Origin of the sequence: Dactylosporangium siamense (assembly GCF_016862795.1) — a bacterium.
GTDB classification, from domain to species: Bacteria; Actinomycetota; Actinomycetes; order Mycobacteriales; family Micromonosporaceae; genus Dactylosporangium; species Dactylosporangium siamense.
Genome location: NZ_BONQ01000182.1, coordinates 36,158 through 62,068, shown reverse-complemented (window position 1 = coordinate 62,068; position 25,911 = coordinate 36,158). Strand labels below are relative to the sequence as shown.

The 25,911-nt window shown below is 70.5% G+C and carries 25 protein-coding genes; 14 read left to right on the top strand and 11 right to left on the bottom strand.

Annotated elements, in window-relative coordinates; translation table 11 throughout:
- Positions 1 to 59: 59 nt before the first annotated feature.
- Positions 60 to 2,759, bottom strand: a complete 2,700-nt coding sequence (locus Dsi01nite_RS52970; protein WP_239137112.1) for a discoidin domain-containing protein — start codon at positions 2,757 to 2,759, stop codon at positions 60 to 62.
- A gap of 316 nt (positions 2,760 to 3,075) precedes the next feature.
- Here Dsi01nite_RS52970 and Dsi01nite_RS52965 point away from each other — a divergent pair, with 316 nt between their 5' ends.
- From Dsi01nite_RS52965 to Dsi01nite_RS52945, 5 genes are all read left to right on the top strand, one after another.
- Entirely contained in the window at positions 3,076 to 3,933 is an 858-nt protein-coding gene (locus tag Dsi01nite_RS52965; protein ID WP_373318963.1) for an ABC transporter ATP-binding protein, read from the top strand.
- Positions 3,930 to 4,727 (top strand): ABC transporter permease, encoded by a 798-nt coding sequence (locus Dsi01nite_RS52960; RefSeq protein ID WP_203854120.1) that lies wholly within the window; start codon positions 3,930 to 3,932, stop codon positions 4,725 to 4,727. Before Dsi01nite_RS52965 ends, Dsi01nite_RS52960 begins: the two co-directional genes overlap by 4 nt.
- Positions 4,724 to 5,932 (top strand): sensor histidine kinase, encoded by a 1,209-nt coding sequence (locus tag Dsi01nite_RS52955; protein WP_203854119.1) that lies wholly within the window; start codon positions 4,724 to 4,726, stop codon positions 5,930 to 5,932. The genes Dsi01nite_RS52960 and Dsi01nite_RS52955 overlap by 4 nt, the downstream gene beginning before the upstream one ends.
- Complete coding sequence (locus Dsi01nite_RS52950) at positions 5,929 to 6,561, top strand: response regulator (protein ID WP_203854118.1); 633 nt, start codon at positions 5,929 to 5,931, stop codon at positions 6,559 to 6,561. The genes Dsi01nite_RS52955 and Dsi01nite_RS52950 overlap by 4 nt, the downstream gene beginning before the upstream one ends.
- A gap of 109 nt (positions 6,562 to 6,670) precedes the next feature.
- Complete coding sequence (locus Dsi01nite_RS52945; protein ID WP_203854117.1) at positions 6,671 to 7,594, top strand: sulfotransferase domain-containing protein; 924 nt, start codon at positions 6,671 to 6,673, stop codon at positions 7,592 to 7,594.
- Positions 7,595 to 7,733: 139 nt separating this feature from the next.
- Here Dsi01nite_RS52945 and Dsi01nite_RS52940 read toward each other — a convergent pair whose 3' ends face one another.
- Entirely contained in the window at positions 7,734 to 7,931 is a 198-nt protein-coding gene (locus tag Dsi01nite_RS52940) for a hypothetical protein (RefSeq protein ID WP_203854116.1), read from the bottom strand.
- Between the two features lie 49 nt (positions 7,932 to 7,980).
- Positions 7,981 to 8,346 carry an STAS domain-containing protein gene (locus Dsi01nite_RS52935; RefSeq protein WP_203854115.1) on the bottom strand — a complete coding sequence of 122 codons (366 nt, stop codon included), beginning with the start codon at positions 8,344 to 8,346 and terminating at the stop codon, positions 7,981 to 7,983.
- A gap of 156 nt (positions 8,347 to 8,502) precedes the next feature.
- On the opposite strand from Dsi01nite_RS52935, the gene Dsi01nite_RS52930 reads away from it, so the two are divergent.
- A complete protein-coding gene (locus tag Dsi01nite_RS52930) occupies positions 8,503 to 9,477 on the top strand; it encodes a hypothetical protein (RefSeq protein ID WP_203854114.1) in 975 nt (324 codons plus the stop codon).
- 14 nt (positions 9,478 to 9,491) lie between these two features.
- Here the strand turns inward: Dsi01nite_RS52930 and Dsi01nite_RS52925 are convergent, their stop codons facing one another.
- Positions 9,492 to 10,073: a hemerythrin domain-containing protein gene (locus Dsi01nite_RS52925; RefSeq protein ID WP_203854113.1), complete on the bottom strand. Its 582-nt coding sequence runs from the start codon at positions 10,071 to 10,073 to the stop codon at positions 9,492 to 9,494.
- A 169-nt stretch (positions 10,074 to 10,242) separates the two neighbouring features.
- Here Dsi01nite_RS52925 and Dsi01nite_RS52920 point away from each other — a divergent pair, with 169 nt between their 5' ends.
- Positions 10,243 to 10,785 (top strand): pyridoxamine 5'-phosphate oxidase family protein, encoded by a 543-nt coding sequence (locus Dsi01nite_RS52920; protein ID WP_203854112.1) that lies wholly within the window; start codon positions 10,243 to 10,245, stop codon positions 10,783 to 10,785.
- A 69-nt stretch (positions 10,786 to 10,854) separates the two neighbouring features.
- Here the strand turns inward: Dsi01nite_RS52920 and Dsi01nite_RS52915 are convergent, their stop codons facing one another.
- Positions 10,855 to 12,636: a DJ-1/PfpI family protein gene (locus tag Dsi01nite_RS52915; RefSeq protein ID WP_203854111.1), complete on the bottom strand. Its 1,782-nt coding sequence runs from the start codon at positions 12,634 to 12,636 to the stop codon at positions 10,855 to 10,857.
- Between the two features lie 64 nt (positions 12,637 to 12,700).
- Here Dsi01nite_RS52915 and Dsi01nite_RS52910 point away from each other — a divergent pair, with 64 nt between their 5' ends.
- Together Dsi01nite_RS52910 and Dsi01nite_RS52905 are read left to right on the top strand one after the other, a co-directional pair.
- Positions 12,701 to 13,765 carry a sensor histidine kinase gene (locus Dsi01nite_RS52910; protein WP_203854110.1) on the top strand — a complete coding sequence of 355 codons (1,065 nt, stop codon included), beginning with the start codon at positions 12,701 to 12,703 and terminating at the stop codon, positions 13,763 to 13,765.
- Positions 13,766 to 13,821: 56 nt separating this feature from the next.
- Positions 13,822 to 14,502: a response regulator gene (locus tag Dsi01nite_RS52905; RefSeq protein WP_239137110.1), complete on the top strand. Its 681-nt coding sequence runs from the start codon at positions 13,822 to 13,824 to the stop codon at positions 14,500 to 14,502.
- A gap of 34 nt (positions 14,503 to 14,536) precedes the next feature.
- Here the strand turns inward: Dsi01nite_RS52905 and Dsi01nite_RS52900 are convergent, their stop codons facing one another.
- The 6 genes from Dsi01nite_RS52900 to Dsi01nite_RS52875 all read right to left on the bottom strand — a co-directional run bounded on the left by Dsi01nite_RS52900 (position 14,537) and on the right by Dsi01nite_RS52875 (position 20,536).
- Complete coding sequence (locus tag Dsi01nite_RS52900) at positions 14,537 to 14,812, bottom strand: hypothetical protein (RefSeq protein ID WP_203854109.1); 276 nt, start codon at positions 14,810 to 14,812, stop codon at positions 14,537 to 14,539.
- Positions 14,813 to 14,944: 132 nt separating this feature from the next.
- The gene (locus tag Dsi01nite_RS52895; RefSeq protein ID WP_203854108.1) at positions 14,945 to 15,550 is read right to left on the bottom strand and encodes a class I SAM-dependent methyltransferase; all 606 of its coding nucleotides are present in this window, start codon (positions 15,548 to 15,550) and stop codon (positions 14,945 to 14,947) included.
- A gap of 229 nt (positions 15,551 to 15,779) precedes the next feature.
- Positions 15,780 to 15,989, bottom strand: coding sequence for a hypothetical protein (locus Dsi01nite_RS52890; protein WP_203854107.1), 210 nt, complete (start codon positions 15,987 to 15,989; stop codon positions 15,780 to 15,782).
- A 318-nt stretch (positions 15,990 to 16,307) separates the two neighbouring features.
- Positions 16,308 to 17,594 (bottom strand): ricin-type beta-trefoil lectin domain protein, encoded by a 1,287-nt coding sequence (locus tag Dsi01nite_RS58080; RefSeq protein ID WP_239137108.1) that lies wholly within the window; start codon positions 17,592 to 17,594, stop codon positions 16,308 to 16,310.
- Positions 17,595 to 18,162: 568 nt separating this feature from the next.
- A complete protein-coding gene (locus Dsi01nite_RS52880) occupies positions 18,163 to 19,710 on the bottom strand; it encodes a M28 family peptidase (RefSeq protein ID WP_203854106.1) in 1,548 nt (515 codons plus the stop codon).
- 361 nt (positions 19,711 to 20,071) lie between these two features.
- Complete coding sequence (locus tag Dsi01nite_RS52875) at positions 20,072 to 20,536, bottom strand: hypothetical protein (protein ID WP_203854105.1); 465 nt, start codon at positions 20,534 to 20,536, stop codon at positions 20,072 to 20,074.
- Between the two features lie 398 nt (positions 20,537 to 20,934).
- Here Dsi01nite_RS52875 and Dsi01nite_RS52870 point away from each other — a divergent pair, with 398 nt between their 5' ends.
- From Dsi01nite_RS52870 to Dsi01nite_RS58635, 5 genes are all read left to right on the top strand, one after another.
- Positions 20,935 to 21,540, top strand: coding sequence for an HAD family hydrolase (locus Dsi01nite_RS52870; protein ID WP_203854104.1), 606 nt, complete (start codon positions 20,935 to 20,937; stop codon positions 21,538 to 21,540).
- 135 nt (positions 21,541 to 21,675) lie between these two features.
- Complete coding sequence (locus Dsi01nite_RS52865) at positions 21,676 to 21,915, top strand: hypothetical protein (protein WP_203854103.1); 240 nt, start codon at positions 21,676 to 21,678, stop codon at positions 21,913 to 21,915.
- A gap of 275 nt (positions 21,916 to 22,190) precedes the next feature.
- Positions 22,191 to 22,715, top strand: a complete 525-nt coding sequence (locus Dsi01nite_RS52860) for a monooxygenase family protein (RefSeq protein ID WP_203854102.1) — start codon at positions 22,191 to 22,193, stop codon at positions 22,713 to 22,715.
- 210 nt (positions 22,716 to 22,925) lie between these two features.
- Positions 22,926 to 25,523 (top strand): putative Ig domain-containing protein, encoded by a 2,598-nt coding sequence (locus tag Dsi01nite_RS52855; protein ID WP_203854101.1) that lies wholly within the window; start codon positions 22,926 to 22,928, stop codon positions 25,521 to 25,523.
- 245 nt (positions 25,524 to 25,768) lie between these two features.
- Positions 25,769 to 25,903, top strand: a complete 135-nt coding sequence (locus Dsi01nite_RS58635) for a hypothetical protein (RefSeq protein ID WP_275423508.1) — start codon at positions 25,769 to 25,771, stop codon at positions 25,901 to 25,903.
- The last annotated feature ends 8 nt before the right edge of the window (positions 25,904 to 25,911 follow it).

Here is a 25,911-nt window from a genome sequence, read left to right as displayed (position 1 = left end):
ATCGCACCGGTGGCCGCCGGGTTCACGTCGGTACTGCGCTGGGACTGACGGGGTGAGGGTTAGGGGTAGTTCACCACCTGGCGTGGCGTGGTGTTGCCGGCGGGGTTGGGGACGGAGCCACCGGTGTCGTTGACGACGTTGGCGATGGTGCCCACGTCGCCGAGGGAGACGGTGATGACGCTGTGGAGCCGGACGCCGGTCCGGTTGGGCACCTCGAAGCCCCGGTCCACTCTGACGGCGGGGTTGGCGCTGAAGTAGCAGTACGAGCCGCCGCCCCACAGTTCGTGGTCGGTGACGGTGTCGGCGACCTTGTAGGCGGCGTAGCCGTTGCCCCGGGGGCCGATCCAGGCTGCCTGGTTGGGCACGTCGTACGGCTTCTCGTTCTGGAAGAAGATCGTCCGTCCGCGGTTGCCGTTCCAGATCACCTCGTACTTCTGGTAGTGCTCGACGAACAGGCCGGTGGCGAGGACGTCGTCACCGTTGACGATGAGGCCGGTGTCGCCGGTGTTCACCGTCCAGCCGGTGGGTGCGCCGCCGTGGTCGGCCCGCCAGGCCCAGATGTGGTCGATGATCGTGTCGTCGCTGTGCACGGCGAGGGTGGTGGTGGCCTTGCCCTGGACGCTGCTGCCGATGCGGAAGAAGACGTCCTGGATGCTGATCGGGTTCGCGGCGTGGTCGGTGTGGACGCCGGCCTGCCCGACGCTCATCAACGTCGGGCTGTTCGTCGTCCCGGCGTCGAAGGTCAAGCCGCTGATCTTGACGCCGTCGACGTCGGCGACGTTCAGGGCCTCGACCCCGTTGCTCGGGATCAGGGTCGGGAAGCCGATGCCGGTCACCACGGTGTTGGGACGGGTGACTCGGAGGGTCTGGTCGAGGGAGTAGGTGCCCGGCGTGAAGAACAGGTTCAGGCCCTGGGCGAGGGCGGAGTTGATCCGGGCGGCGCTGTCACCGGGCTTGGCGACGTAGAACTCCCGCATCGGGATCGAGGTGCCGGCCGTGTTGGGCCAGGTGGCGCCCGCGGAGTTGCGCCGAATCGCAGGCACGAAGACGCGGTACAGGCCGGCGCCGTCGATGTACAGGTAGGGCTTCTCGCGGGTGACGGGGGTGGTCGCCAGGGTGGTGTGCGGCGGGTTCGGGAACGCGTTGGGCGGGGCGCCCTGCACGCCGGAGTAGACCATGTTCCAGACGCCGCCGTCCCAGCGCTGGATCCGGCTGTCGCGGCTGTACCACTGCTGCTGGGAGCCGGAGGACACGACGCCGTCGACCACGGAGTCGGCCAGGTAGCCGCCGCTGGAGTAGCCCTGACCGTTGTCCTGGTTCGACGGTGCCAGGGTCAGGTTGCCGCGGATGTGCACCCGGCGCATCGGGGCGGCCTGGGAGACGGCCCACCGGTTGGTGCCGCCCTCGGGCACGATCGACAGGTTCTCCACGCTGCGCCAGAAGTTCTGGGTGGCGTTGAGCTCGTCGCCGAAGTTCCACCCGGAGTCGACGTTGACCGCGCCGTTGATCGTCACGTCGTCGGGGTTCAGGCCGAGACCGGCGACCGTGGTGTAGAAACCGACGTTGGCCCACACCCGCCCGTACGTGCCGGGCTTGAAGAGGAACACGGAGCGCTGGGTGCCGAACTGCGCGGTCGGGCTGCGCAGCTGCGCGTTGAACGCCTGGTCCACCGCCGCCTGGATCGTCGCCGCCGACGTGGACTGATCGAAGATCCGCACGTTCGTGCCGAAGTCGGGGGTGTCTGACGTCGGCAGCGTCGGCGTGCTGGGGGACGTGCTGGGCGACACCGAGGTCGAGCCCGACGGGCCGGAGCCGGTGAAGACCTGGAACTCCCAGAGCGAGTAGCCCCACTGGGTGGCCCGGGCGGTGCCGTTCACGCGCACGTAGCGACCGGTCGTCGTGGTGACGGCCGGGGTCTGCACGCCACCGGTGCCGGCGGTCGTGCTGTAGATGTTCGTCCAGGTCGTGCCGTTGGTGGACACCTGGATCTGGTAGGCGGTCGCGTAGGCGGCCTCCCAGTTCAGCGAGACGCCGCAGACGGACACGGCCGCGCCCAGGTCGACCTGGAGCCACTGCGGGTCCGCGGCCGCGCTGGACCAGCGGGTGCCGGTGTTGCCGTCAAATGCGGCTGAAGCCGGAGTGCCGGCGTTTTCGATCGACGAAGCGGTCGCCGGCTTGCCCTGCGCCGCGTTGGTGGTGCCACAGCCACCCGGCGTGTCGGGCGTGCCACCGAAGACCTGGAACTCCCACAGCGACACACCCCACTGGGTGGCCTTCGCGGTCGCGTTGACGCGCACGTAGCGACCGGTGCCGGTGACCGGCATGCTCTGCTGGCCGCCGGTGCCGGTCGTGGTGGAGTAGACGTTCGTCCAGGTGGTGCCGTTGGTGGAGGTCTGGATCTGGAAGGCGGTGGCGTAGGCCCCCTCCCAGTTCAACGCGACCCGGGTGATCGACTGGGAGGAACCGAGGTCGACCTGGATCCATTGCGGCACGCTGAAGGCGCTCGACCAGCGGGTGCCGGTGTTGCCATCGGTCGCGCTGCTGGCGGGGGTACCGGCGTTCTCCGTCGACGAGGCGGTCGTCGGCTTGCCCTGCGACAGCAGGGTCTCAGCCGCGTTGGCGCGGGTCGTGACCACGACGATGTACGCCACCAGCAAGGCCATCAACGCGGTCACGAGGGTGACCACGCGCAGCGTGCGCCGGCTCGTCAATGATCCGGGTGAACGTCGATGGCCGGGGCGGGGTTCCGACCATTCCATAGGGGACTCCTTCGTGAAGCTGGGATGTCGGCGGTGTGACGAGGATGTGAGAGAGCGCTCTCACACGGGTCACTTTGGACGCTCTCTTGAGAGGTGTCAATGCTTCGACAAGAATGGGAGAGCGCTTACCGAAGCTGGCCTATGGGGAGGCCGGAGCGGCGTGATGAACCGCGGTGCAGTGACACCCGACGATTACCGCTCTCCTGGGAGCGCTCTCTGCAAGAGTTGCCGTCCCTCGAGTCCTCGGCTGCGACGCCCGGGTTGGGCGGGCGCGTCCATCGACCGGTTGACCCGCTGACGTCGCGGACCGGCCACGATGGAGATCGTGACCGATGCATATGCCATCGAGGCCAAGGGCCTGCGAAAGACCTACGGCGCCCACCATGCGGTCGACGGGCTCGACCTCACCGTCGAACGGGGCGAGGTGTTCGCCCTGCTCGGGCCGAACGGCGCCGGCAAGACCACGACCGTCGAGATGCTGGAGGGCTTCCGCAAGCGCAGCGGCGGCGAGGTCCACGTCCTCGGCGTCGACCCGCAGCGCCGCCCGCTGGACTGGCGGTCCCGCATCGGCGTCGTGCTGCAGTCCACCGGCGAGTTCGAGGAGCTCTCGGTGCAGGAGGTCGTGCAGCACTTCGCGAAGTACTACCCGAATCCCGCCCGTCCGGACGAGGTGATCGAACGGGTCGGCCTGCAGGCGAAGCGCAAGGACCGGGCCAAGGTGCTGTCCGGGGGCCAGCGCCGCCGGCTCGACGTGGCGCTGGGCATCATCGGCCGGCCCGAGCTGCTGTTCCTCGACGAGCCGACCACCGGCTTCGACCCGCAGGCCCGCCGCGAGTTCTGGGACCTGATCCGGGACCTCGCCGCGGGCGGGACCACGATCCTGCTCACCACGCACTACCTGGACGAGGCGGAGACCCTCGCGGACCGGGTCGGCGTGATCACCCGCGGGCGGATGGTGGCGGTCGCCACGCCGGCGACGCTCGGCGGCCGGGGCAGCGCGGCGGCGAAGGTCCGCTGGACCGCCGCGGACGGCCCGCAGGAGCACGACACCGACACCCCGGCGAAGTTCGTCGCCGACCTGGTCGCCCGGTTCGGCGGCGAGGTGCCGGAGCTGACGGTCACCCGGCCGTCGCTGGAAGACACGTACCTCTCGATGATCCAGGAGACCGCATGACCCTCACGCTGCGTCTCGGGCTGCTGCGCAGCGGCCTGGAACTACGCCAGTTCTTCCGCGGCCGCGAGTCGGTCATCTTCTCCTTCGCGCTGCCGATCCTGCTGCTCATCGTGTTCGGCTCGGTCTTCGGCGGCGACGACGTCGCGCCGGGGGTGACCCTGACGCAGTACTTCGTGCCCGGCATGATCGCCGCCGCGCAGCTCACCAACGGTTTCCAGACCCTCGCCGTCCAGATCCCGATGGAACGCGACCGGGGCGTGCTGAAGCGGCTGTACGGTGCGCCGATGCCGGCCGGCGCGTACTTCATCGGCAAGGTCGCGATGGTGTACCTCATCGGCGTGGGCGGCTGCGCCATCATGCTGGCCATCGCGACCGCGTTCTTCGACGTGACGCTGCCGGCGACGGGCGGGCAGTGGCTCACGCTGCTGTGGGTCTCGCTGCTCGGCATCGCCGCCTGCACGCTGTGCGGGATCGCGTTCTCGTCGATCCCGCGGGAGGCCAAGCGGGCACCGGCCGTGGTCACCCCGGTGGCGCTGGTGCTGCAGTTCATCTCGGGCGTCTTCTTCGTGTTCACCGATCTGCCGGCGTGGATGCAGCAGATCGCGGCCGTGTTCCCGCTCAAGTGGATGGCGCAGGGCATGCGGTCGGTGTTCCTGCCGGACGCGTTCGCCGCGAACGAGCCCGCCGGGACTTGGGAACTGGGCCGGGTTGCCATCATGCTGGGGGCATGGGTGATCGTCGGGCTGGCGCTGTGTCTGCTGACGTTCCGCTGGACCGGCCGGGAGGACAGTTGACCGAAGCGCCGCCGGGCGGGCACGCATGGGACCGGTTCCACGCCGTCTGGGACCTGGTGGCCGTGGCGGCGCCGGTCATCACCGGCGCGCTGGTCTGGGCCGACGACGCCCTGACCATGCGCGCCCGCCTGCTGGCGTCGCTCCTGCTGTGTGTGTTTCTGCTCTGGTACTGGCGGTTCGGCGCCCACGCGGTGCGGCGCCCCGGCGGGCGGCGCGGGATCGTGCAGCTCGCCGGGGCCCTCGTGCTCTTCGCCGGGCTCATCATGCTGACGATGGCCGCGGCGCTGCTGATGTCCGTGGTGTTCCTGCACCTGTTCCTGTTCCTCGAGCGGTGGCGCGCCCGGCTGATCGTCCTGGGCATCCTCGCCGTGCTGCTGATGGCCGCCATGTTCGTCCACTTCGGACTCTCCGCATCGACCGCGGTCGCACTCCTGCCGACGGTGATCTTCCCCGTGCTGTCGGCCGGGCTTCTCGGCGCCTACATCTCCGCGGTCATCTCACAGAGTCGCGACCGCAGCGAGCTCATCGCCGAGCTGACCGAGACCCGCTCCGCGCTGGCCCGCGAACGGCACACGGCCGGCATGACCGCCGAACGCGAGCGGCTGTCGGTCGAGATCCACGACACCCTCGCCCAAGGCTTCACCAGCATCCTCATGCTGACCCAGTCGGCCCGGCTGACCCTGGAGCGCGCCGCCGCCCCGGTCCCCGACCAGCTCGACCTCATCGAGCGCACCGCCCGGGAGAACCTGGCCGAGGCGCGTTCCCTGGTGGCCGCCCTGTGCCCGCCCGACCTCAGCGCGCACAACCTGACCGAGGCCCTGGCCCGGCTGGCCGAGCGGCACACCCGCGACACCGGCGTCCCCGTGGACGTCGAGAGCGACGACGCGCCAGGCGGCGGGACGCCCGAGCGCGACGTCGTGTTCCTCCGGGCCGCTCAAGAGGCCCTCGCCAACATCCGGCGGCATGCCAAGGCCTCGTCGGTGCGCATCGTGTTCTCGCCCGGCGCGCTCACTGTCAGCGACGACGGGCAGGGCTTCGCACCGGGGCGCGGGCACGGCGGCTACGGCCTGTCCGGGCTGCGCAGCCGGGTCATCGGCCTCGGCGGCACCTGCACGGTCGTCTCCGCACCGGGCGCGGGCACGACGGTCCACGTCGAGCTGCCGATGCTGTCGCCGGCCTTGACGGTGCCGCCGGACGCACCGTGACGGTCCGTGTCCTGCTCGTCGACGACCACCCGGTGGTGCGGGTCGGGCTTCGCAGCATGCTCGAGATGGCCGACGATCTGCAGGTGGTCGGCGAGGCAGCGTCCGGCGACGAGGCGTGGACCCTCACCGCCACGCTGCGACCCGACGTGGTCCTGATGGATCTGCGGATGCCCGACGTCAACGGCACCGAGGCGACCGCGCGCATCACCGCGCGCTTCCCCGAGGTCCGGGTCCTGGTCCTCACCACGTACGACACCGGCGAGGACGTCCTGCGCGCCATCGAGGCGGGTGCGGTCGGCTACCTGCTCAAGGACACCCCGCTCGCGCAGCTGGTCGACGCGATCCACGCCGCGGCGCGGGGCGAGTCGGTGCTGGCGCCCCTGGTCGCCGCGCGGCTGGCCGACCGGCGTCGGGCACCGGTCGCCGAGCAGCTCACGCCGAGGGAGGCCGAGGTGCTCGGCCTGGTCGCCCGCGGCCTGTCCAACCCGGAGATCGGCCGCGTGCTGTTCATCGGTGAGGCGACGGTCAAGACGCACCTGGTGCGCGCGTTCGTGAAGCTCGGCGTCAGTGACCGGACGGCCGCCGTGACCGCCGCGCTGTCCCGCGGGATCCTGCGCCCACCGCTGTAGCTGACCGTCGTGGCGGGCGGAGTGCCGTCCGTTGTGTGAACGGACAGCCAGCGGGGACACCGGATCGGACGCGACTCACCGTGACAGGCCCGGCCGATAGGGTGATGACATGGTGAACGCGGCGCCCGCCGTCTACCGCTGCGGACTGACCGACAGCAGCCGCTGGCGCGAGTTCCAGCTGCGGCCGGACGACATCGTGATCAGCGTGCCGTCGAAATGCGGCACGACCTGGATGCAGATGATCTGCGCTCTGCTGATCTTCCAGACCCCCGACCTGCCCGCCGCGCTCACCACCGTCTCGCCCTGGCTCGACATGTTCCTGAGACCGATCGCGGACGTCACCCGGACCTTGGACGCCCAGCGACACCGCCGGTTCATCAAGACCCACACCCCACTCGACGGTCTGCCCCAGCTGCCCGGCGTCACGTATGTCGTTGTCGGACGCGATCCCCGTGACGTCGCCGTGTCGATGGCCTACCACCGGCCCAACCTCGACGACAAGGTCATCCACCGCCTCCTGGCCTCCGGCGACCAGGCACCCACCGGCCCGCCGACCACACCGGTGCGTCCGGCAAGCACGCGTGAACGCGTGCTGCGGTGGATCGATGACCCGCGGCCGGCGACGGAGAACCTGGACTCGCTGCGCACCGTGGTCCACCATCTCGGCCAGGCGTGGGAACTCCGCAGCGAACCGGAGGTGATCCTGCTGCACCATGCCGATCTCTGTCGAGACCTCGCAGGGGAGATGCGGCGACTCGCCGACCGGCTGGGCATTCGCGTGCCGCGGAACCGATGGCCGGCCCTGGTCGAGGCGGCCACCTTCACCTCCATGCGTGCCAAGGCCCACCAGCTGGCCCCTGACGAACGGCTCGGACTGTTCATCAGCAACAGTGCCTTCTTCCGCTCCGGCAAGCCCGGCCAGTGGAGCGAAGTCCTCAATGACGCCGACCTCGCCGCCTACGACAGCTTGATCCGGTCGCTGGCTGATCCAGACTTCGTCGACTGGGCCGAAGGCGGCACACACAGCAGCTGAGCGACACCAGCAACACGAGCCCACGCCTGCACCGAGCAGCAGAGCATCGAACGCCAGCAAACTCTCCCGTCACCGGCGGTCGCGGTCTTCGCCGGCGTGCGGTTGGGCCGCGCCGCCCCTGACCGCGCCGTGGACCTGCTCAGGCGGCGTAGTTGCGCAGCAGCCGCAGCGCCGTGCCGGCGTGCGGGCCGCTGGTGCGCAGGCCCGAGTCGGCGGGCGCCAGCCGTTGCGCGCCGACGCGGCAGAACGCGCCGGCGGCACCGGTGATCGTCGAGTCCGCGGTGGGGTCGCCGAACCGCCAGTGACTGCCGTCCGGGGCGGTCAGGTCGCAGTGCACCTCGGCCGGTCGCAGGTCGGCGAGTGCGGTGATTGCCTCGGCCGACCGTTCAGCGGCTGGACGCGTCGCAGCCGCGGGTGACCAGCAGCAGGTCGTCGTGGGCGAGCCGGGCGAGGACCGCCTGGTCGGCGCCGTCGCCGCCCCGGCGTTCGACGTTTTCGCACATCCGCACCGCGACGCTCAGCTGGACATCTCCAGCGAGTTCCACCGCGGCCTGCAACGTGCCGACGGCGAATGCGTCCAACACGGTCACGGCCTGCAGGTCAATCAGCAGATAGCTCGGGCGCACGCGCATGATCACGTCGAGCAGGACACGGCGCAGGTCCGGGGCATCGGCACCTTCGACGGCGCCGCGCAACGCGACCGTCACTGATGCGTCGTCAGGTGACTCGGAGGTGACCAGGATGTCGCTCACGCTTGTCCTCCTACCAGCCGGTACATTACGCACCTTACGCACCAGTGGCCCGGTCAGGAACCCCCCGACGATCGCGTTCGCACGTGACGGATCTGTCGCGGGCCACCGACAGGGCATGGCGGGAACCGGCGGGCGGGTCGTGGCGTCCAAGCGTGCATGCCGAGAAGGACCGTCGCTGTCGTCGCCGCCCTGGCGCTGCTCACCGGGTGCGCCCGGCCCGGATCGCAGCCGGCCGTGCCGGGTGTGTCCGGCCCGCCGCCGAGGACGTCCGCCGCCGAGGTCCACGACGCGTGGTCGTCGTGCCGGACCGTGCTCGGCACGGCGACGCACTTCGACGCCAGCCCGACGGAGCAGCTGGCGATGCCCTGGTTGCCGGCCGGGTTCACGCCGGTGGCGGCCGTGGTGTGTGCCCGCGCCCCGCAGCAGCGCGCCGGGGGCGGCGAGGACCTGGTGCTGCTGGAGAAGCGTGCGACGTCGGTGGCGCGGCTGACCGAGACGCTGCGCCTCGACGACCAGCCGCCCACGAACGACCCGTGCACCGCGGACCTCGTGGGTGTGGTGTGGTTCGCGATGCTCGACGCCGGCGGGCGGTGGGTGCGCCCGGGCGTGGCCACCGACGTGTGCGGCAAGCCGCGGATCGAGGTCCGCGACGCGCTGGACCAGCTCGACACGACGACGGTGGCGACCACCGTGCTGGCCGAGATCGAGTCGGCGGAGGCGGCGAAGGCCGGCTGCTCGCAGGGCTGGGGTGAGATCGTCGGGGTCTCGGCCGCCGAGCAGCGTTCGGAGAAGGGCGCCTTCGATCCGCCCACGGCCGGCATGCGGCTCTGCATCTACACGGTGCCGGCCTCCGAACAGGGCAGCGGCAAGCCCGCCGGGAGCTTCGAACGCGGCGGGGTCCTCACCGCACAGGCCTGGACAGACCTCCGCCGGCGCATGCTCGACGCCGGACCGATCGTGCCGTGCACCGCCCACGCCGGCCGCTTCGCGGTGTTCCGGCCGACCGGCGGTGGAGGCGACGTGTACCTCGAGCTCGACGGCTGCCGGCGCCTGATGTTCGACGGCCCGGCCGGATCCGTGTTCCGCCAGGCCGACGCCGCCCTCACCGACCGCGTCTCCGCGGCCGTCTGAGCCGCGTGCGGGAGTCAGGCGCTGATCGTCGTCTCGCTGTCTGCGGTGCGCCAGTCCCGAAGTGCGTCACGGGCCCGGTCGAAGACGGCGAACGGCGGGCCGAACAGCAGATTCGCTGTCGCTGACTCACCCGCTGCGGGGTGCGGCCGGGTCGGCGCGATCGCCTCAACCGCACGCAGGGCATCAGCCATCCGGCGCAGCTGCTTCGCGTCGGTGTTGCTCCGCAGCGCCGGCAGCTCCTCCATCTCCTCATGCATGGCATGGGCGACGACGGCCTGCTCGAACGCGGCGAACTTCCCGTCGAACGACGCCGCATGTACCCCCAGCTCATCCAGGTCGGACAGCGCCTGCTTGGCGTCGTGCTCCTCCCGCAGCCGCGCGTCGACGATCTCGTCGCCGGCGCCACCGCGAGCAGCCGGATGCACGATCAACTCCTCGACGCTCTCGTGTACGGCGAGCAGCCGCACCAACCGGCGGAACGCGTCCCGCTTCGCATCTCCCCGGGCGGCCTTGACCTCGGCGAACAACACCGTGATCTGGCGGTGCTGGTCGACCAGTAGGTCGACGACGTCGCGCTCCTGCTGGGTGGTCGTCACGTTTGGACCTCCGTGGACTCGAGGGCTAGCTCTCTGCCTTCGGGTACCCAAGATCGCCGCCGGCAAGCAAACTGCTCCCGACCAAACCGGGCCGGCGAGGGCTAACACTCCCGGAAGTACGGCGGCGGATCGAAACAGGTCAAGGACCGGGATCTGGCAGAGTGCGTCAATGGTACTGACCAACCCATGGCTCGCCGGCCCGAGCCCGACGAAGCGGCTGGACCGTGAACGGCTGGAGGAGCGGATCGTCAATCTGCTGTCGTCGCAGAACATGTGCGTCCTGGCCACGGCCGGCCCCGATGGGCCGCTGGCAACCCCGGTGCGCTACTTCCACCTTGATTTCACCGTCGTCTTCACCGCTGTGGGGACCTCTCCGAAGATGCGCAACATCCGGGCGGACCCGCGGGTCTCCATCGGCGTGTTCGCGCCGCTGGTCGGGCAGGCGAGCAGTCGCGGAGCGCAGCTGTTCGGTGCCGCACGCATCCTCGAACCGGGTGATGCTGACTTTGACCGGTACTGGTCAGTGGTGCGTTGGCAGTCCGACCATGTCGAGCGGTCCCGATCCCTCGACGAACCGCCCGTTGGACCGCTTGGCGTAGTCCCTGCCGAACGGATCGTCTACACCGAGCACTGGCTGCGCCGGGAGGGCTACGCGCCCCGACAGTTCTGGCGCAACACGCGACCGGGTAGCCACGCGATGCAGGAAGATTGACGTTCACGTCCAAGGCTGCCGGTGCCCGGCGACGGACCGGGTGCCGGCAGCCTTCCTGTTCGGCGGCGCCTACCGGGGCTCCCCGGCGGGCTCCTCGACCTGCTGCGGCAGATCGCCGCGTCCGGGATCGTCGCCAGCGCCCGGCTTCCGGAACACGCGCCGCCATGGCCGGAAGGCCCAGGTGGGAGCGGCTGAGTAATGCTCCCACCGCACGAGCATGAGCGCGACCATCGCCGCCAGCATCAGCACATGCCCGGCCGTGGACAGCGCGGCGCCGGACAGCCACGGCAGCAGCACGACGAACGGCGCCACCATGACCAGTGCCATCTCACCGATCATGCGCCGGTCGTGCCCGCGGACCGCCATCCACGCCGCCATGCCGGCGGCCATGTCCACTGCCATCGTCAGCGTCATCAGCACCGGCCGGTCGTGCGTCAGCCAGCTCCACGCCGGCGCCAGCAGCAGCATCCCGGCGACCATGGCGACGAGCATCTCGGCCAGGTGCCGCAGCCAGTTCCGCAGCCGAGGGCGGCGGGCGAGCCCGGCGCGGGCCAGGACGTACAGGGTGCCGCCGGCTGCCATCGCCAGCGCCAGCAGCAGCGCGGGCACCCACGGGAACGCGGGGCCGGTCAGCTCGCCGGGGGAGTACTCGAGGGTCTTGGCCACCCACCGGGCGGTCGGCACGTCCGTGGTGGCGGCGAGGTCGCGCAGCGTGCCGTCGAACGGGAACTCGGCGCGGGCGTGGACGTACACCGGCTTCCACGCCGGGTCGGCACGGTGGGCGAGGGCGGCGTCGTGGCCGGGGACGAGCAGCCGGTCGTAGCCGGTCGGCTTGGCGCTGCGTGGGATGAACGTGAGGCCGTGGCGGGAGCGGATCGGTTGCCCGTCGGCGGTGACGGCGGTGAGCCGGGCGACGTACACCAGTTGCGTGTAGGTCCGGAACACCGATGCCAGCTCGATCTCGCCGACACCGGGGGTCAGCAGCACACCGGCGTGGACCGGCGTGCGGAACCCGGCGTTGAGCAGCGCGACGGTGTCCGCCGGGGCGGGGTGGGCGGCGGCGATGTCCGCCGTGGCGCCGGGGTGGTAGGTGCGCCAGCCGATCGCGGTGGCGGCCTGCCGGGCGGCGTCGGTGCCGTGTTCGCGTTCCAGGATGCGCAGTGCACCGTCCACTCCGGACAGGACCGCGGCGGTCGTGATGATCCGGCCGTCGTCGACGTAGCGGACGCCGCGTCGCCACCGGACGTCCGGGTACTGCCGTTCGTAGCCGTACAGGGCGAGCCAGTTGCTCGTGGCGGGCCGGCCGGTGAGCAGGCCGGTGCGGGCGAGGAGCCCGGCGCCGGCGCAGACGCTCAGGATCTGGGCGCCGTCGGCGTAGCGGGCCCGGATCCAGTCCACAGTGGACTGCAGTTGCGGCGAGGACGCCTGCTGTATCTCCGGCACGACGATCCAGTCGGCGTGCCCGAGGTCGGCGAAGGTGCGGTCGGGCACCAGTTCCAGGCCACCGGTCAGCGGGATCGGGGTGCGGTGCTCGGCGACGGTCAGCACCTGGTAGCGGCCGGACGCGGCGAGGGTCTCGTACGGGGCGAGGACGTCGGCCGCGTTGGCGCCGGCTGGTCCCAGCAGCACCGCGACGGTGGTCCGGTGGTCGTCGATGCCGTTGGTGGACGGCGGTGGCAGGGGTAGGGAGCGGGGTGGCGGGTAGACGGCGTCGGCGGCGTCGGACGCGTGGACCGCGCCCACGACGGTCGCGGCGACCAGGCCGGCGAGGGCAACGGCGAGCATGCGGCGGATTCCCATGCCGCCGATGGTGTCGGCCGGGCGGGTCACGGCGCCCGTGCCGAACGTCATGACCGTGGTCATGGTTGGTCGGGCCGGATTGACTTCAGCCGTTGGGCGCCTGCATGGTGCAGACGTGCAACGGTTCCTGTGGATGCTGGCGGTCGGCGCGTACGCCGTGCTCGTGCTGGAGGCCGTCGCCGGCGCGGATCCGTGGCCGGCGATCGTCACCGGCACCGGGTACACCGCGCTGGTCGTGCTCGGGTCGTGGCTGCTGCCCGGCCGCGCAACGGTGTGGCTCGCCGGGTACATGCTGCTGCAGATCGGTCTCGGGTTCGTCATGTTCGGCGCGGCGCACGCCCTGTGGGGCGGCACGCTGCTGCTCATCGTGCTGGTCGTCCAGGCCGCGCAGCTGCTGCCGCTGCGCGCGGCCGTCGTGGTCGCGCTCGTGGTGCCGCTCGGGCACGTCGGCATGGACTTCGCCAAGGGCGTGCGGGAGATCGCCGGGATGCTCGTCGCGTCGCTGATGGCGCTGGTCGTGACCCGGCTGCTGCGCCGCGAGCAGCAGACCCGCCTCGAGCTGGCGCTGGCCAACGCGCAGCTGGAGGAGCTGGCCACCACCCAGGAACGCAACCGCGTCGCCCGTGACATCCACGACGGGCTCGGCCACTACCTGACAACGGTGCAGATGCAGATCCGGGCCGGGCGTGCGCTGCTCGACCGGGACCCGGTCCGCGCCGACGAGGTCCTCGCCCAGGCCGAGGAGCAGGCCCGGGAGGCGCTGTCGGAGGTACGGCGGTCGGTGTCGGCGCTGCGGGCGCCACGCGTGCCGCTGGGCGAGCGGGTGGAGCAGCTGGCCCGGGAGGCGTCGCAGTCCGGGCTGCCGACGAGCGTCGAGGTCAGCGGGGCGTCCCGCCGGCTGGCACCGGACGTGGAGGAGGCACTGTACCGCGCGGCGCAGGAAGGCCTCACCAACGTCCGCCGGCACGCCCGCGCGGCCCACGCCCACGTCCTGCTGGACTACGGCCCCACCGAGGTCCGGATGGTCGTCGGCGACGACGGCTGCGGACAACCGGCGGGCGCTTCCGGCGGCTTCGGCCTGACCGGCCTTCGTGAGCGGGTGACTGGGCTGGGCGGCGCGGTGGCGCTGGACTCGGTGCCGGGCAAGGGATCCACGCTCACAGTGACGGCGCCCGCGTGACCCGGGACGGTGCCGGCGTGAGCCGGGACGGTGCCGTGAGCCGGGACGGTGCCCGCGTGAGCCAGGACGGTGCCCGCGTGAGCCAGGACGGTGCCGGCGTGATCCGGGTGCTGCTCGCCGACGACCAGCGGCTGTTCCGGGAGGCGCTGGCGCTGCTGCTGTCGGTGCAGGACGAGATCGACGTCGTCGGTGAGGCGGCGGACGGGGCGCAGGCGGTGGAGCTGGCCGCCCGCACATCACCCGACGTGGTGCTGATGGACCTGCGGATGCCGGTGATGGACGGCGTGACCGCGATCCGGCTCCTGCGCGCCGACCACCCGGCCGTCCAGGTGATCGCCCTGACCACCTTCGACGACGACGACGACGTCTTCCCCGCCATCCAGGCCGGCGCGATCGGCTACCTGCTCAAGGACGCCTCCTCGCAGCGGCTGATGGAGGCGATCCGCGCCGCCGTCCGCGGCGAGTCGGTCCTCGAGCCGGGCGTGGCCGCCAAACTGGTGTCCCGGGTCGCGCAGCTCCCACCGCCGGTCGCCACCCCGCTCGTCGCGCCGTTGTCCGGTCGGGAGCTGGATGTGGTACGGCTGCTGGCCGGCGGGCGCAGCAACCGGGAGATCGCGTCCGCGCTGTTCCTCGCCGAGGGGACCGTGAAGAACCACGTGACCAGCGCGCTGGTGAAACTCGGCGCGCGGGACCGGACCCAGGCCGCGCTCCGCGCCCGGGAGCTCGGCCTGCTCTGAGCGGTTGGCCGGAGCGGCGTGCGGCCCGGCCCGATCAGGCCGGAGTGGGCGCGGTGCTCGCCGATGGTGGGTCGGCGGCGATGATCAGGGCTGCTCGGAGGTCGGGGTTGCGACCTGCTCGAGCAACGGCAGGAGCCGATCGCGTTGCCGTGGGTCGAGGCGGTCCGTTGCGGAGCTGTTCCTTGAGCCGTTCGGCGAGTTCGAGTCCGGCCGGGGTGATGGACACGTCGACGTCCCGGAGGATGCCGAGCACCCGCAGCTGGGTGAGGGGCAGGTCGCGTTCGGCGCCGACGCGGGTGAGGACGCCCATCACCAGGAAGGCGCTCTCTGAACGTCGGACACAAAAGCGCTCGAGGTGCCGGACGCCCGGCACGCCCTCGAAGCACTCGACGACGCGGCGGTACTGCTCACCGTCGCCATGCCGCGCTGAAGCGGCGTCGGATCACACCGGTCGCAGCACCGCCACGAGGAAGTCGGCGTCGGCGGTGAACGGCCGCAGATCCCACGTCGACAGCATGAGGTCCGGCGCCAGCCCGCAGGCGTGCACGTCGTCGACGAACTCGTCGAACCCGTAGCCGCGGCCGGCGCCGAACCCGACCACGATCCGGCCGGCAGCACGCAGGTGCCCGCGCAGCCGGCGCAGCACCTCCCGTCTGGTGTCGGCGGCGAGGAAGGCCATCACGTTGCCGGCGCACACCACGACGTCGAAGCCGTCCGGAACTCCCTGACCGGGCAGGTCGAGCTCCGCGAGGTCGCCGACCAGCCACCGCGGCCCGGGGTGGTCGTGCTCCGCCGCGGCGATCAGCACCGGGTCGACATCGACGCCGACCACCTCGTGCCCGGCCGCGGCGATCAACGCGCCGACCCGGCCGGGCCCGCAGCCCGCGTCCAGCACCCGCGACCCACGCGGCGCCATGGCGTCGACGAAGCGGGCCTCGCCGCCGAGGTCGGCGCCTTCGGCCGCCATCGACCGGAACCGTTCGACGTACCTGTGCGAGTGATTCGGATCGGCCTCGACGCATGCGAGCCACCCGTTACGTTCCGACATGCATGGTCCTTTCGTCACAGCGGCCCGTCGTGCGCGCCTCACCCCCCAGCGTCACGCCGGACGGACGGCCACACCAAGGACTTTGGTCCTTACGCGGCAGTGGCGCCGCCCACACCGCGCCCGTTCGTCATCCATCTCCTTGACGACCCAGGGGATGAGGCGGCCATCAGCTAGCCGGCGGGCCGGCGGTGTGGACGTACCCTGGCAGGCTCGGGGCGCAGTGTGCCCCTCAGTCGCAGTCGTGTCCGCTTTTCGACTTCGATCCGCTCTTCGACTTGCTCTTGCTGCTGCTGCCACCGCTCTTCCCGCCTGGTTTGCCGGCGACGCTCATGGTGATCGTGTCGCAGGTGCCGCCCGAGACGGGGTTGCAGGCGCTGAGGGCCGGCGTGAGCAGCAGGGCCGCGAAGGCGGCGATGATGGCTTTGCGGGTGCGGGTCATGGCGGTTTCCATCCGTGGTCGGCGTCGTCCTCGGAATGATGCACGGCGTTGTCGATTCCGTAGATCAGGTCTCCGACACACGGATGCGGCGTTGATCACTCATCCACCCAGCAGGGCGCGGACGGCGCCGTCGACCATGCGGGCGCACACCACGCTCGACGGCGACAGCCGGCGGTGCCACGGGGGGTCCGCCCGGCCGCCGTTCCACGACCCGCGCCGGACAAGCCCGGCGCGGGTCGTATCCCGGAAGGCGCGGAAAGGGCGCGGGAACCCGTCCGTTCCCGCGCCCTGACCGTCAGCGTGCCGCTCGGCCGGTCGTCACGCGGCCTTCACGAAGTACTGTGCGGCCGATCCGTTGCAGTCCCAGATCTGCAGTCGCGCGCCGTCCGCTGTCGAGCCTGACGGGGAGTCCAGGCACCGGTTGGAGTTCGGGTTGCGCAACCGGTTGCCTTCCTGGACCCAGGTCTGTGCGCCGCTGCCGTTGCAGTCCCAGAGCTGCACCTTCGTGCCGTTGGCGGTACCCGCGCCGTTGACGTCGAGGCACCGACCCAACGTCCGCAGGGTCTGGCCGTTCCAGCTCCACTGCTGGTCCTGCGAAACAGCAGACCCCTGGCACGTCCACAGCTGCACGGCCGCGCCGTTGCCGCCCGTGTCGTTTCCGGCCACGTCCACGCACTTGCCGCCCGGCCCGTTGATCTGCGTCGCGGACCCGCCCGTGCCGCCGCCGTCCTGGTAGTAGCGCACGTAGTCGATCGACGCGGTGAGCGGGAACTGGCCCTGCACGGGGTTCTGTCCGGGGTACGTGCCGCCCAGCGCCAGGTTGAAGATGACGTGGAACGGCTTGCGGAACTCCTCCAGGGTCGCCGGTGTCGTGTCGATCACGTGCGTTTGCGTGCCGTCGATGTACCAGCGGATCTGCGCGGCCGTCCACTCGATCGCATAGACGTGGAAGGCCGCGGCGTTGTTGACGGCGGGGTTCGCGACGTAGTTGGCGTTCTGACCCGCTGTCCACGGGAACACGCCGGTCCGCAGATCCCAGAAGATGTTGTTCGTCACGGTCGCGTTCGCGTTCGCGTGTTCCATGATGTCGACCTCGCCGCAACTGGCCCAGTTGGTGGGCAGGCGGTCGTAGTAGGTCTGCGCCGGGTTGTAGGCGCTCGTGGACGTCTCGTCGCACGAGTCACCGAGCATCCAGAAAGCCGGCCACGAGCCGGTGGCGGTCGGCAGCGCCATGCGCGCCTCGATGCGGCCGTACTGGAAGGACTTCTTCGTGTCCGTCGTCATGCGGCACGACGTCTGGTAGAAGTTGCGGCCGTTGACCGTGATGGGCGTCGTGAGCCAGTTGGCGCGCATCACGAGGTTGCCGCCGGACTGCGTGCAGTTCTCGGGGCGGTACCACTCCCACTCGCCGTTGCCCCAGCCGTCGAAGGCATTGAGGCCGGGGTTGAGGCCGTTGCCGACGTTGTAGTTCCAGTTGGCGCTGCTGGGCGCGCCGGACCCGTTGAACTCGTCGGCCCACACGAGGTTCCACGCGGCGTGTGCCGGCTGCTGCTGGACGACCGCGCTGCCGACGAGTGCAGTGACGGCCGCCGTGAGGACGACCATCAGGCGCCGGAGGCTGCGTGACGGCGTTCGGTCCGTGGCGCGACCACGGGGCATGCGGGGTGTGCGTTCTTGTTTGATCTCCACAGCGATTGTGCCCTTCTCGAGCAGGGGCAGGAGATGGTGCATTGGCGGAAATGCCTGTCCGAGCCCCCACGTGGCGGACGTGAGAGCGCTCTCAGCATCGTGCTTGACTGGAAACGTTGTTGTCAATGATGTGCTGTGCCTAAGCAACGAAGACCCGCAAGAGGCGACAAACACGAACGTTCGAGGCGTCTTGGTGCTTGCCTGTCGCATGGGCGCCCGGCGTACCGCTACCAGCACGGTCAGTTAGAGCCACTGCATGTCGATGTTCCCGGCGTTCAAGAACGCAGTGCGGCTGACCGGCGGACATCGAGCCAGAACCATGGAATCCAACGAACCGGCGTGCCCGCTGACTCAACCCCGTCGGTCGTTCACGAGACTTCCTTGCCGGCGCATGTGACCGACCGGAGCGCTGCCCGGACTTGCCGGCGGCAGGGCATGCCGCTGCCCCGGCGTCCAAGCCGGGGCAGCGGTCGTTTCGAACCTCTCAGCGGTCGCCGGGGCGCTCGTGGCCCTGATGCTTGAACCGATGGTTGGTTGCGGCCTTCGTGGCGTCCGCTGCGTTCACCTTCGGCGGAAAGGCGTTCTTGGCGCACGCGAAGTACCAGACGGCGTGCACGAGCGTGTTCTTGAACTGGTGCAGCGAACGCAGCGCGTTGCCGCGGAGGCTGTTGGCCTGTTGTTGTGCGAGCGCTGGGTTCGCGGCGTACGTCTCCATCGTCGAGGCCGGCGGCTGCTTTGTGACAGTCGTGTACGTGTCGCAGTCCTCGTGGTAGCACGGGTCGAGCTGCTCGCCCAGGACGCCACCGTACTTGGCGACCTGCTCGGCGGTCTTGAGTGCCTCGGCCCCGGCGAACACGCCGCCCGCCGGAATGCCACGGTTGATGAAGCCGACGTAGTCCGAGCGGCCGTCGAACGGGATCGGCTCGCTGACCATCCCACGCTTGGCCCAGTAGCCGGTGAGCACCCGCTCAATCGTGCCGGAACCCTCGGGCCCGGCGTTCTCGGAGCCGAACGTCGAGCCGTCGCCGTCGTAGACGAGCCGCGCGAAGTTCGGCGACGCGATCATGTCGGTGTCGAGCATCATGTCCGTGCGCGCGACCTCGCGGTCGGACAGGTGGGCCGCGTAATACTGCGAGCCGACCAGGCCGTCCTCCTCGCCACCGAACCACAGGAAGCGGATCTTGTTGCGCGGTGTGCCCACCTTGGCGAGCTGCTCGGCGAGCTCGAGCTGGAACGCTGTGCCTGACCCGTCGTCGTTGATGCCCGGACCCGCCGTCACCGAATCCAGATGGGCGCCGAGCAGCACCATGTGGTTCGCGTCGCCGCGCTTGGTCTCGGCCACCACGTTCGGATACAACATCTGCTCGTCGACACCGTTGGTCGCAAGGTCGACGGTCGGGTTCTGGCCCGCCTTGTACGCGTTGTAGAGCTCCTGGCCGACGGCGAAGCTCGACGCCACCGCCGGCAGTGGGTAGTCGAACGGAGCCGCGCGGAACAGGGCGTTGCTGCGGGCCGCCGTGTCACCCTCGTTGAACAGGATCACCCCGATGGCGCCCGCCTGCACGGCGTTCTCCAGCTTCTGCGTGAACGTGCAGGTGCCCCGCTGGATCAGCGAGACGGCGCCGCTGGTGGCCGCGGGGAAATCCGACAGCTCACAGCCGGAGGTCGTTCCACCGGGGCTCGGGATCACGACGTCGTCGGTCGGGACGACCTTGACGTTCGTCAACGCCTTGGTCGGCGTGTGCTCGAACGCGATGATGTCGACCGACGGCGAGTCGTCGTCCCCGGCGCCGCCCGCGACATAGGTCCTGCCGGTCGGTGAGACCTGCCGCAGCACGGGCGCCGCGTTCTCACGCCACTCCGGCATGTTGAACATCTCGTAGTGGACGTTGTAGCCGGCCCTCTCCAGCGTGGCCTTCACATAGGCCGCCGACGCGGTGTAGCCGGGCGTCCGCGTGGCGCGCGTGCCGCCGTTTCGGTCGGCGATGCGCTGCAGCGCCCGCTGATGATCGGTGATGCCATCCACCGTCACCAGCCGCTCCAGCCGTGACGAATCAACGTCCGGTGGCGCTGCGGCAGCCGGCGACGCGCCGACAAGCGCAACGATGATGACGGCCGCACCCACCAATCCGACCCGATGCATCTCGCCTCCCGACTCGTACCCCTGGAAGGCCACCGTCCCATAGCCGAATATCGATCACAACCCTCATCTACGCGGCACCCCACCCCTAGCGGTTGCCTGCGTAACCCCTCTCCGGCACCCGCGCTGCGGGCGCTTGGCTTGTGATCTCATCGACCTCTGGCCGGCGGCGGTACTGCAAGCAGGCGGTGACGGCGGCGAGTTCGGCCACGGCAGTGGCACGGGCGGACGACCATCACCGGGCCGCCTGCGGTCAGAGCAGCCGCTCGATGACACCCCGGCCGACCGGCACATCGCGCAGATCGAACTCGTCGTCCCCGGCGGGCGAGTAGACGAGGACCTGATACTCCTCGAATTCGTCCTCGAGCGGCTCGCCCTCCGGATCCGGCTGACCGATGATCCTCACCTCGCCGCGGTCCGTCTGCGCCAGCAGGTATTCCCCGAGATAGTCGCTCTCCCGGGCGGCGAAGGAGCAGCCCAGCCGCCCGGCCAGCACGGCCGCGACGTCCTGCGGCTCGCCCGCCAGGAGCCCGTAGACGACCTCTTCGTCATCGCTCATCGCCCGACTCCCGTTCAGCATCCGCGGCGCACGGCCGGCAGGCTCCGGCTCCGGGCCATGGCGTTGTCGATGTATCTGGACCAGGTTGGCGGCGACGTAGTAGACGATATGGGTCCACAGACCCCATCGGGCGGTGGTGCCGCTGCTCGCATGCTTCATGCCGGCAAGCTAGGTCGGCGCACTTGACCGCCAGTGAATCTTCAGTTCAGTCACCGTCAAGTCCCGGTCCCTACGTTTCCCAGCCATGACAACGACTCGCCGCACCGTGCTCGCCGGAACCGCCGCCGCAGCGACCGGCGCCCTCCTGGCCACCACCTCCGCAACCGTCAAGGCGCTGGTTTACGTGGCCGCGTTCGTCCCGGATGTGGGGACACGTTGCCGGGCCTGTGGGCCGGCCAGCGACCCGCCGACGTCCGCACACTTGGCGAGCCGTCCGCTGCCGCGGCATGGCGGGCGATTCCCTCCTGGCACTTGGTGGCTCGCAACGACCAGGTGCTGCCGGCGGCGGCGTGGTTATTGGCTCCCGTTAGCCTGTGGTCGTGCAGGGGTGCCGAGCAGTGCTGTTCGATGTCGATGGAACTCTTCTCGACGCTCTAGAGAACCAGCGCCGTGTCTGGCACGCCTGGGCAGCGCACTACCGGCTGGACCCGGCCGTGGTCTACCAGACCGCCTTGCAGACCCGTCCGCTGGACACCTTCGCCGCGATGATGCCGGGCGCGGACGCGGACCAGTGCCTCCGGCTACTTCACCAACTTGAAGACGAGGACGCTCTCATCGGAACCTATGGGGCGTTCCCCGGCGCCGTGGAACTGCTGGCGGCATTACCCCGGCAACGCTGGGCGCTGGTCACCAGCAACTATGCGCACCGCGTCCGGCTTCGGTTCCAGCGGACGGGTCTGCGCCTGCCCGAGGTGATCGTGGATGCTTCCATGCCCGCATACGGCAAACCGCACCCGGCGCCGTACCTGCTCGCCGCCGAACGCCTCGGCGTCGCACCCGGCGGTTGCCTCGTCATCGAGGACACCGCCTCGGGCGTCCAAGCCGGCGTCGCCGCCGGCATGACGGTCTGGGCGGTCAACACACCCGTTCCGCCGCCCGGCTGTCACCGGCATTACCGCAGCCTGCAAGCCGCGGCCGACGATATCCGAAACCACGTCGCCTAATCGACCGGTCAAGGCAAACATCCTCATCTGCTAAACAGCAGAAGGCGCATCGATGCGGGGCCGATTCGACGGCTGGCCCCGTCAACGCTCAGGCCGCAGACAACGCGCGTCGAGCCCCGGCACGCATCACGGTGCGTGAGCGGAACGCCGGTTCGGCGACAGGCCTGGCCTTTGCCGCTGTCGGTGGAGCCCGAACTCGCGAACATCGAGCTCGGTGAGATCTCGTTGGTTGCCGAAGCTCAGCGACATCCGGTGCCCGAACTCGCGGACGAAACCAGCGCCGGGTCCCAGATCCGCGAAGTCAGCGCCTCACACGTCGCGATGATCTCGCAACCGGCCGCGGCGGCCGACATCATCGCGCGCGCCGCGTGCTGAGCCGTCCCTCCGGCTGACAAGGACGACCGTGCATCACCGTGCCCTTGAAGGACAGTGCGTCGCCGAGGAGGTCCGGCACACTGTCGCCACCTACGCCCCGACGCTCATGGGGCGCTCAACCTCGCCGCCCTCAACCTCGCCAATGCCCTCGGCGCGATCGGTGGTGCGCTCACCATCGGTGCGGGCTGGGGACCCTTGTCCACCGTCTGGGCGGGCTTCGTCCTCACCACCGACGGCCTGCTCCTGTCCACCGCAGCCTTGTCAAGGAGACCGTAATGTCAACTCGCGTCAACCGGCAGACCGTCGATCTGTCGTCCTACCCCGACCTCGTGGTTGTGTACCTCGGCATGCGCGTCAACCGGCTCTACGGCCTGCGGACGCTGATGGGCTACGGCCCCCAGATCGGCCGGTCCGCCGGCGAGACTCCTGAGGGCCTGCTGCACCACGAGTCGCTGCTGTGGTCGCTGTTCCCCATGCACGTCGGCATCCGCCAGTACTGGCGAGATCTTCCCTCCCTGCTGTCGTGGGCGCGGTCCGAACCGCACCGGCTCTGGTGGCGCAACTTCCTGCGCGACAGCGGCGGCACCGGGTTCTGGCACGAGACATACCTACTGCGCGGCGGGATGGAGGCGGTCTACGACGACATCCCCAAGCACCGGGGCTTCGCCGCCTTCGCCCCCGTGCAGCCGGCCCGCGGCCCCATGTTCGGCTCGGCCGCGCGGGTCGGGCGCCCCGAGGACATCGTCGCCCCCGTCGTCACCGAGGAGGAGCTCTACACTCCCGACGCCAGCCAGCGCTGAGGACGCACCATGTCAGCGCACACGTTCCGGAGCCCGGCGGGATGCACCCGCCGCCACGCCGACCACCAGACCCTCGTTGCGGGCGAACCTCACGCTCCAGCCAGGGGCGGTTCCTCAGAGTTGCTGGCGTCGGGATGGTGATGATTTGCCAGTAAAGATGAGATTTGTTGGTTAGCGTGGGCGCGAATGGTCCTACTTATGGGGGATTGCGTGCGCGTCGGCGTCTTGGTCGGGTTCAGGTTGCTGACGGTCGGCGTGCTGCTGGGCGCCACCTCGGCGGTGCTCATGCAGGCAACGGCCGAGGCCGCCCCGAGGCAGGCCGACAAGGCGACCGCTCCGGCAAAAGCCAGGAAGACGGCCAGGGGGCACGTCGAGTCGACGGTGCTGCGGGCCGTGGTGAGCAACTTCGCCGACGACACGCTGTCGCTGGTGGACGTGACGGCCGGGACGATCACCGGGACGGTCACCGGGATCGACGGGCCCGCCTGGCTGGCGGCGTCCAGCGACGGGCAGACCATGTTCGTCGCCGCGTACAACGGTGACCGCGTCTACAAGGTGAACGCCGCGACGAGAGCCAAGTCTTACGTCTCCGTCGGCACGACGCCGGGCATCATCGCGCTGACGCCGGACGGGGCGACGCTCTACGTGGCCAACTTCACCAGCAACAACGTGTCGGTGGTGAACACCGCCACGATGACCGTCACCACGACGATCACCGCCGGGACCAACCCCACCGGGATCGCCGTGACGCCCGACGGGAGCAAGGTGTACGTGGCGAACGGCGGCGACAACACGGTCAAGGTGATCGCTACCGCGACCAACACGGTGACGGGCACGATCGCGGTCGGCAACAACCCGCTCGGCGTGGCCGTCACGCCCGACGGGGCCAAGGTGCTGGTGAGCAACCGTGGCGGCGGCTCGCTGACGATCATTGACGCCGCCGCCGGCACGGTGTCCGCCACGGTGCCGATCGGCGCCCAGCCGTACGGTGTGGCGGTCTCGCCCAGCGGGACCACCGCGTACATCGCGTGCGCCATGGCCGGTTCGGTGAGCGTGGTGAACCTGACCACCAACACGGCCGGCACGCCGATCGCGGTGGGGTCGATGCCGGTCGGGATCTCGATGACGCCGGACGGGAGCAAGCTCGCCGTCACCAACGCGATGAGCGGGACGGTGAGCATCGTGGACACCGGCACGGCGACACAGACCTCGACGGTGCCGGTGGGCTCGCAGCCGATGTACGTGACCGCCGCCTTCGTCGAGGACCAGTCCCTGGCCGTGGCCACCAGCACGCTGGCCGACGCGACGGTGGGCACGGCGTACTCCGCCACCCCGGCGGCGACCGGCGGAGTGGGGCCGTTCACGTGGGACGTCAGCACCGGCTCGTTGCCCAACGGGCTCACGCTGAACCCGACGACGGGCGAGATCAGCGGCACCCCGACGACGGCCGCGGCCGCCTCGTTCACGGTGCGGGTGACCGACTCGAACGGCACGACCGCGACGAAGGCGTACACGCTGACCACCAACGCGACGCCGCCCCCACCGCCGCCCCCGCCGCCGGCGCCCTCGACACCGTCGCTGGCCGTGACCGTGGCACCGCTGCCGGCCGCGACGGTGGGTGTGCCATACACGGCGACCCTGGCGGCGACCGGCGGCACCGGCCCATACACGTGGGCGGTGACCGGGGGGACGCTGCCGGCCGGGCTGACGCTGAACGCGGCCACCGGCGTGATCAGCGGGACGCCGTCCGCCACGGGTGCACCGCAGGTCACGTTCAAGGTGACCGACACCGCGCAGGCGAGCGCGTCCGCCACCCGTGCCGTGACGGTTCACGCGGCCCTGGCGATCGCTCCCGCGGCGGCGGACGCCGTGACCGGGACGCCGTTCTCAGCGACGCTGGCGGCGACCGGCGGCACCGGCCCCTACACGTGGTCAGTTTCCGCCGGTACGCTGCCCGCCGGCCTCACACTCGACGCCGCCACCGGCGCGATCAGCGGCACCGCCACGAGCGCCGGCACGACGACGGTCACGGTCAGGGTCACTGACGCCGGTGGGCGCACCGGCGAGCGGACGCTCACGTTCGTGGTGCGGGTGCCCGCGCCGGCCGGCGTCACGGCCACCGGCAAGGTCTCCTCGGTCGACGCGGCATGGTCCGTGGCGAGCGATCCCGCCGTCACCGGCTACACCGCGTACGCGAACCCGGGGCCGGCCACCTGCTCCACCGACAAGCGCACCGACACCGCCTGCGTGCTGGGCGCGGTCGCCGGTGAGACCTACACGGTGACGGTCGTCGCCCACAGCGCAACCGGCGACTCGGTGGTCAGTACCGCATCCGCACCGGCAACGGCCGTCGCCCCGGCCCCACTGTCGACGCCGCCGGCGACGCCGCTGACGCTGACCACCGATCGCGGCCCGATCACCTCGGTCGCGCCCGCGCAGACGCTGACCTTCATCGGCAGCGGCTTCGCCTCCCACTCGACGGTGATCGTCAGCATCTACAGCACCCCGAAGGCCCTCGCCGTCGTCACCACGGACGAGCTCGGTGACTTCCGCGTCCCGGTCACCATCCCGGCGGGGCTTGCCGAGGGTGAGCACACCCTGCTCGCCCAGGGCACCGCGCCGGACGGCACCGCCCGAGCGCTGGCCGTCGAGGTCACCACGGGAACCGCGGCGCTCGCGGTCACCGGCGCGGACACGATGACCCTGACCGCCCTTGGCCTGCTGCTGATCACCGCCGGCAGCCTGCTGACCAACGCCGGCAGGAACCCGAACAACGAACGCCGGCACGCACACGCGGCCGAACGATGAACCATCAGCCGACAACACAGCGACTGCGCGCGACCGGCGGCATGTCCATGCGGCTGATCAAGCGACGTGTCCCGAAGGGCTGGACGTCGTGAGGTTGACGGAAGGGCCGTAGCGCCGCGGATCGGTCTGTCCGCTGCCGCTGAGCGCCTGCACTGGCACGGCGAGCAGCTCATTGATGGAAGTCGAGCTGCAGGATCTCTTGACAGCGTCCTGCAAAGGATTGCAGTCTATGACAACGATGACACATGAAGGAGGTGGTCGATGGCGGCAACGATCTGTGGCATGGCACAAGCGGCGGGTGGTTCCCCAGCGCGGCGTCCACATGCACTGCGCGCAGCAACGAACGCATCTTCCACGTCACCCGGCAGCTGACCCGGTGACGATCTGA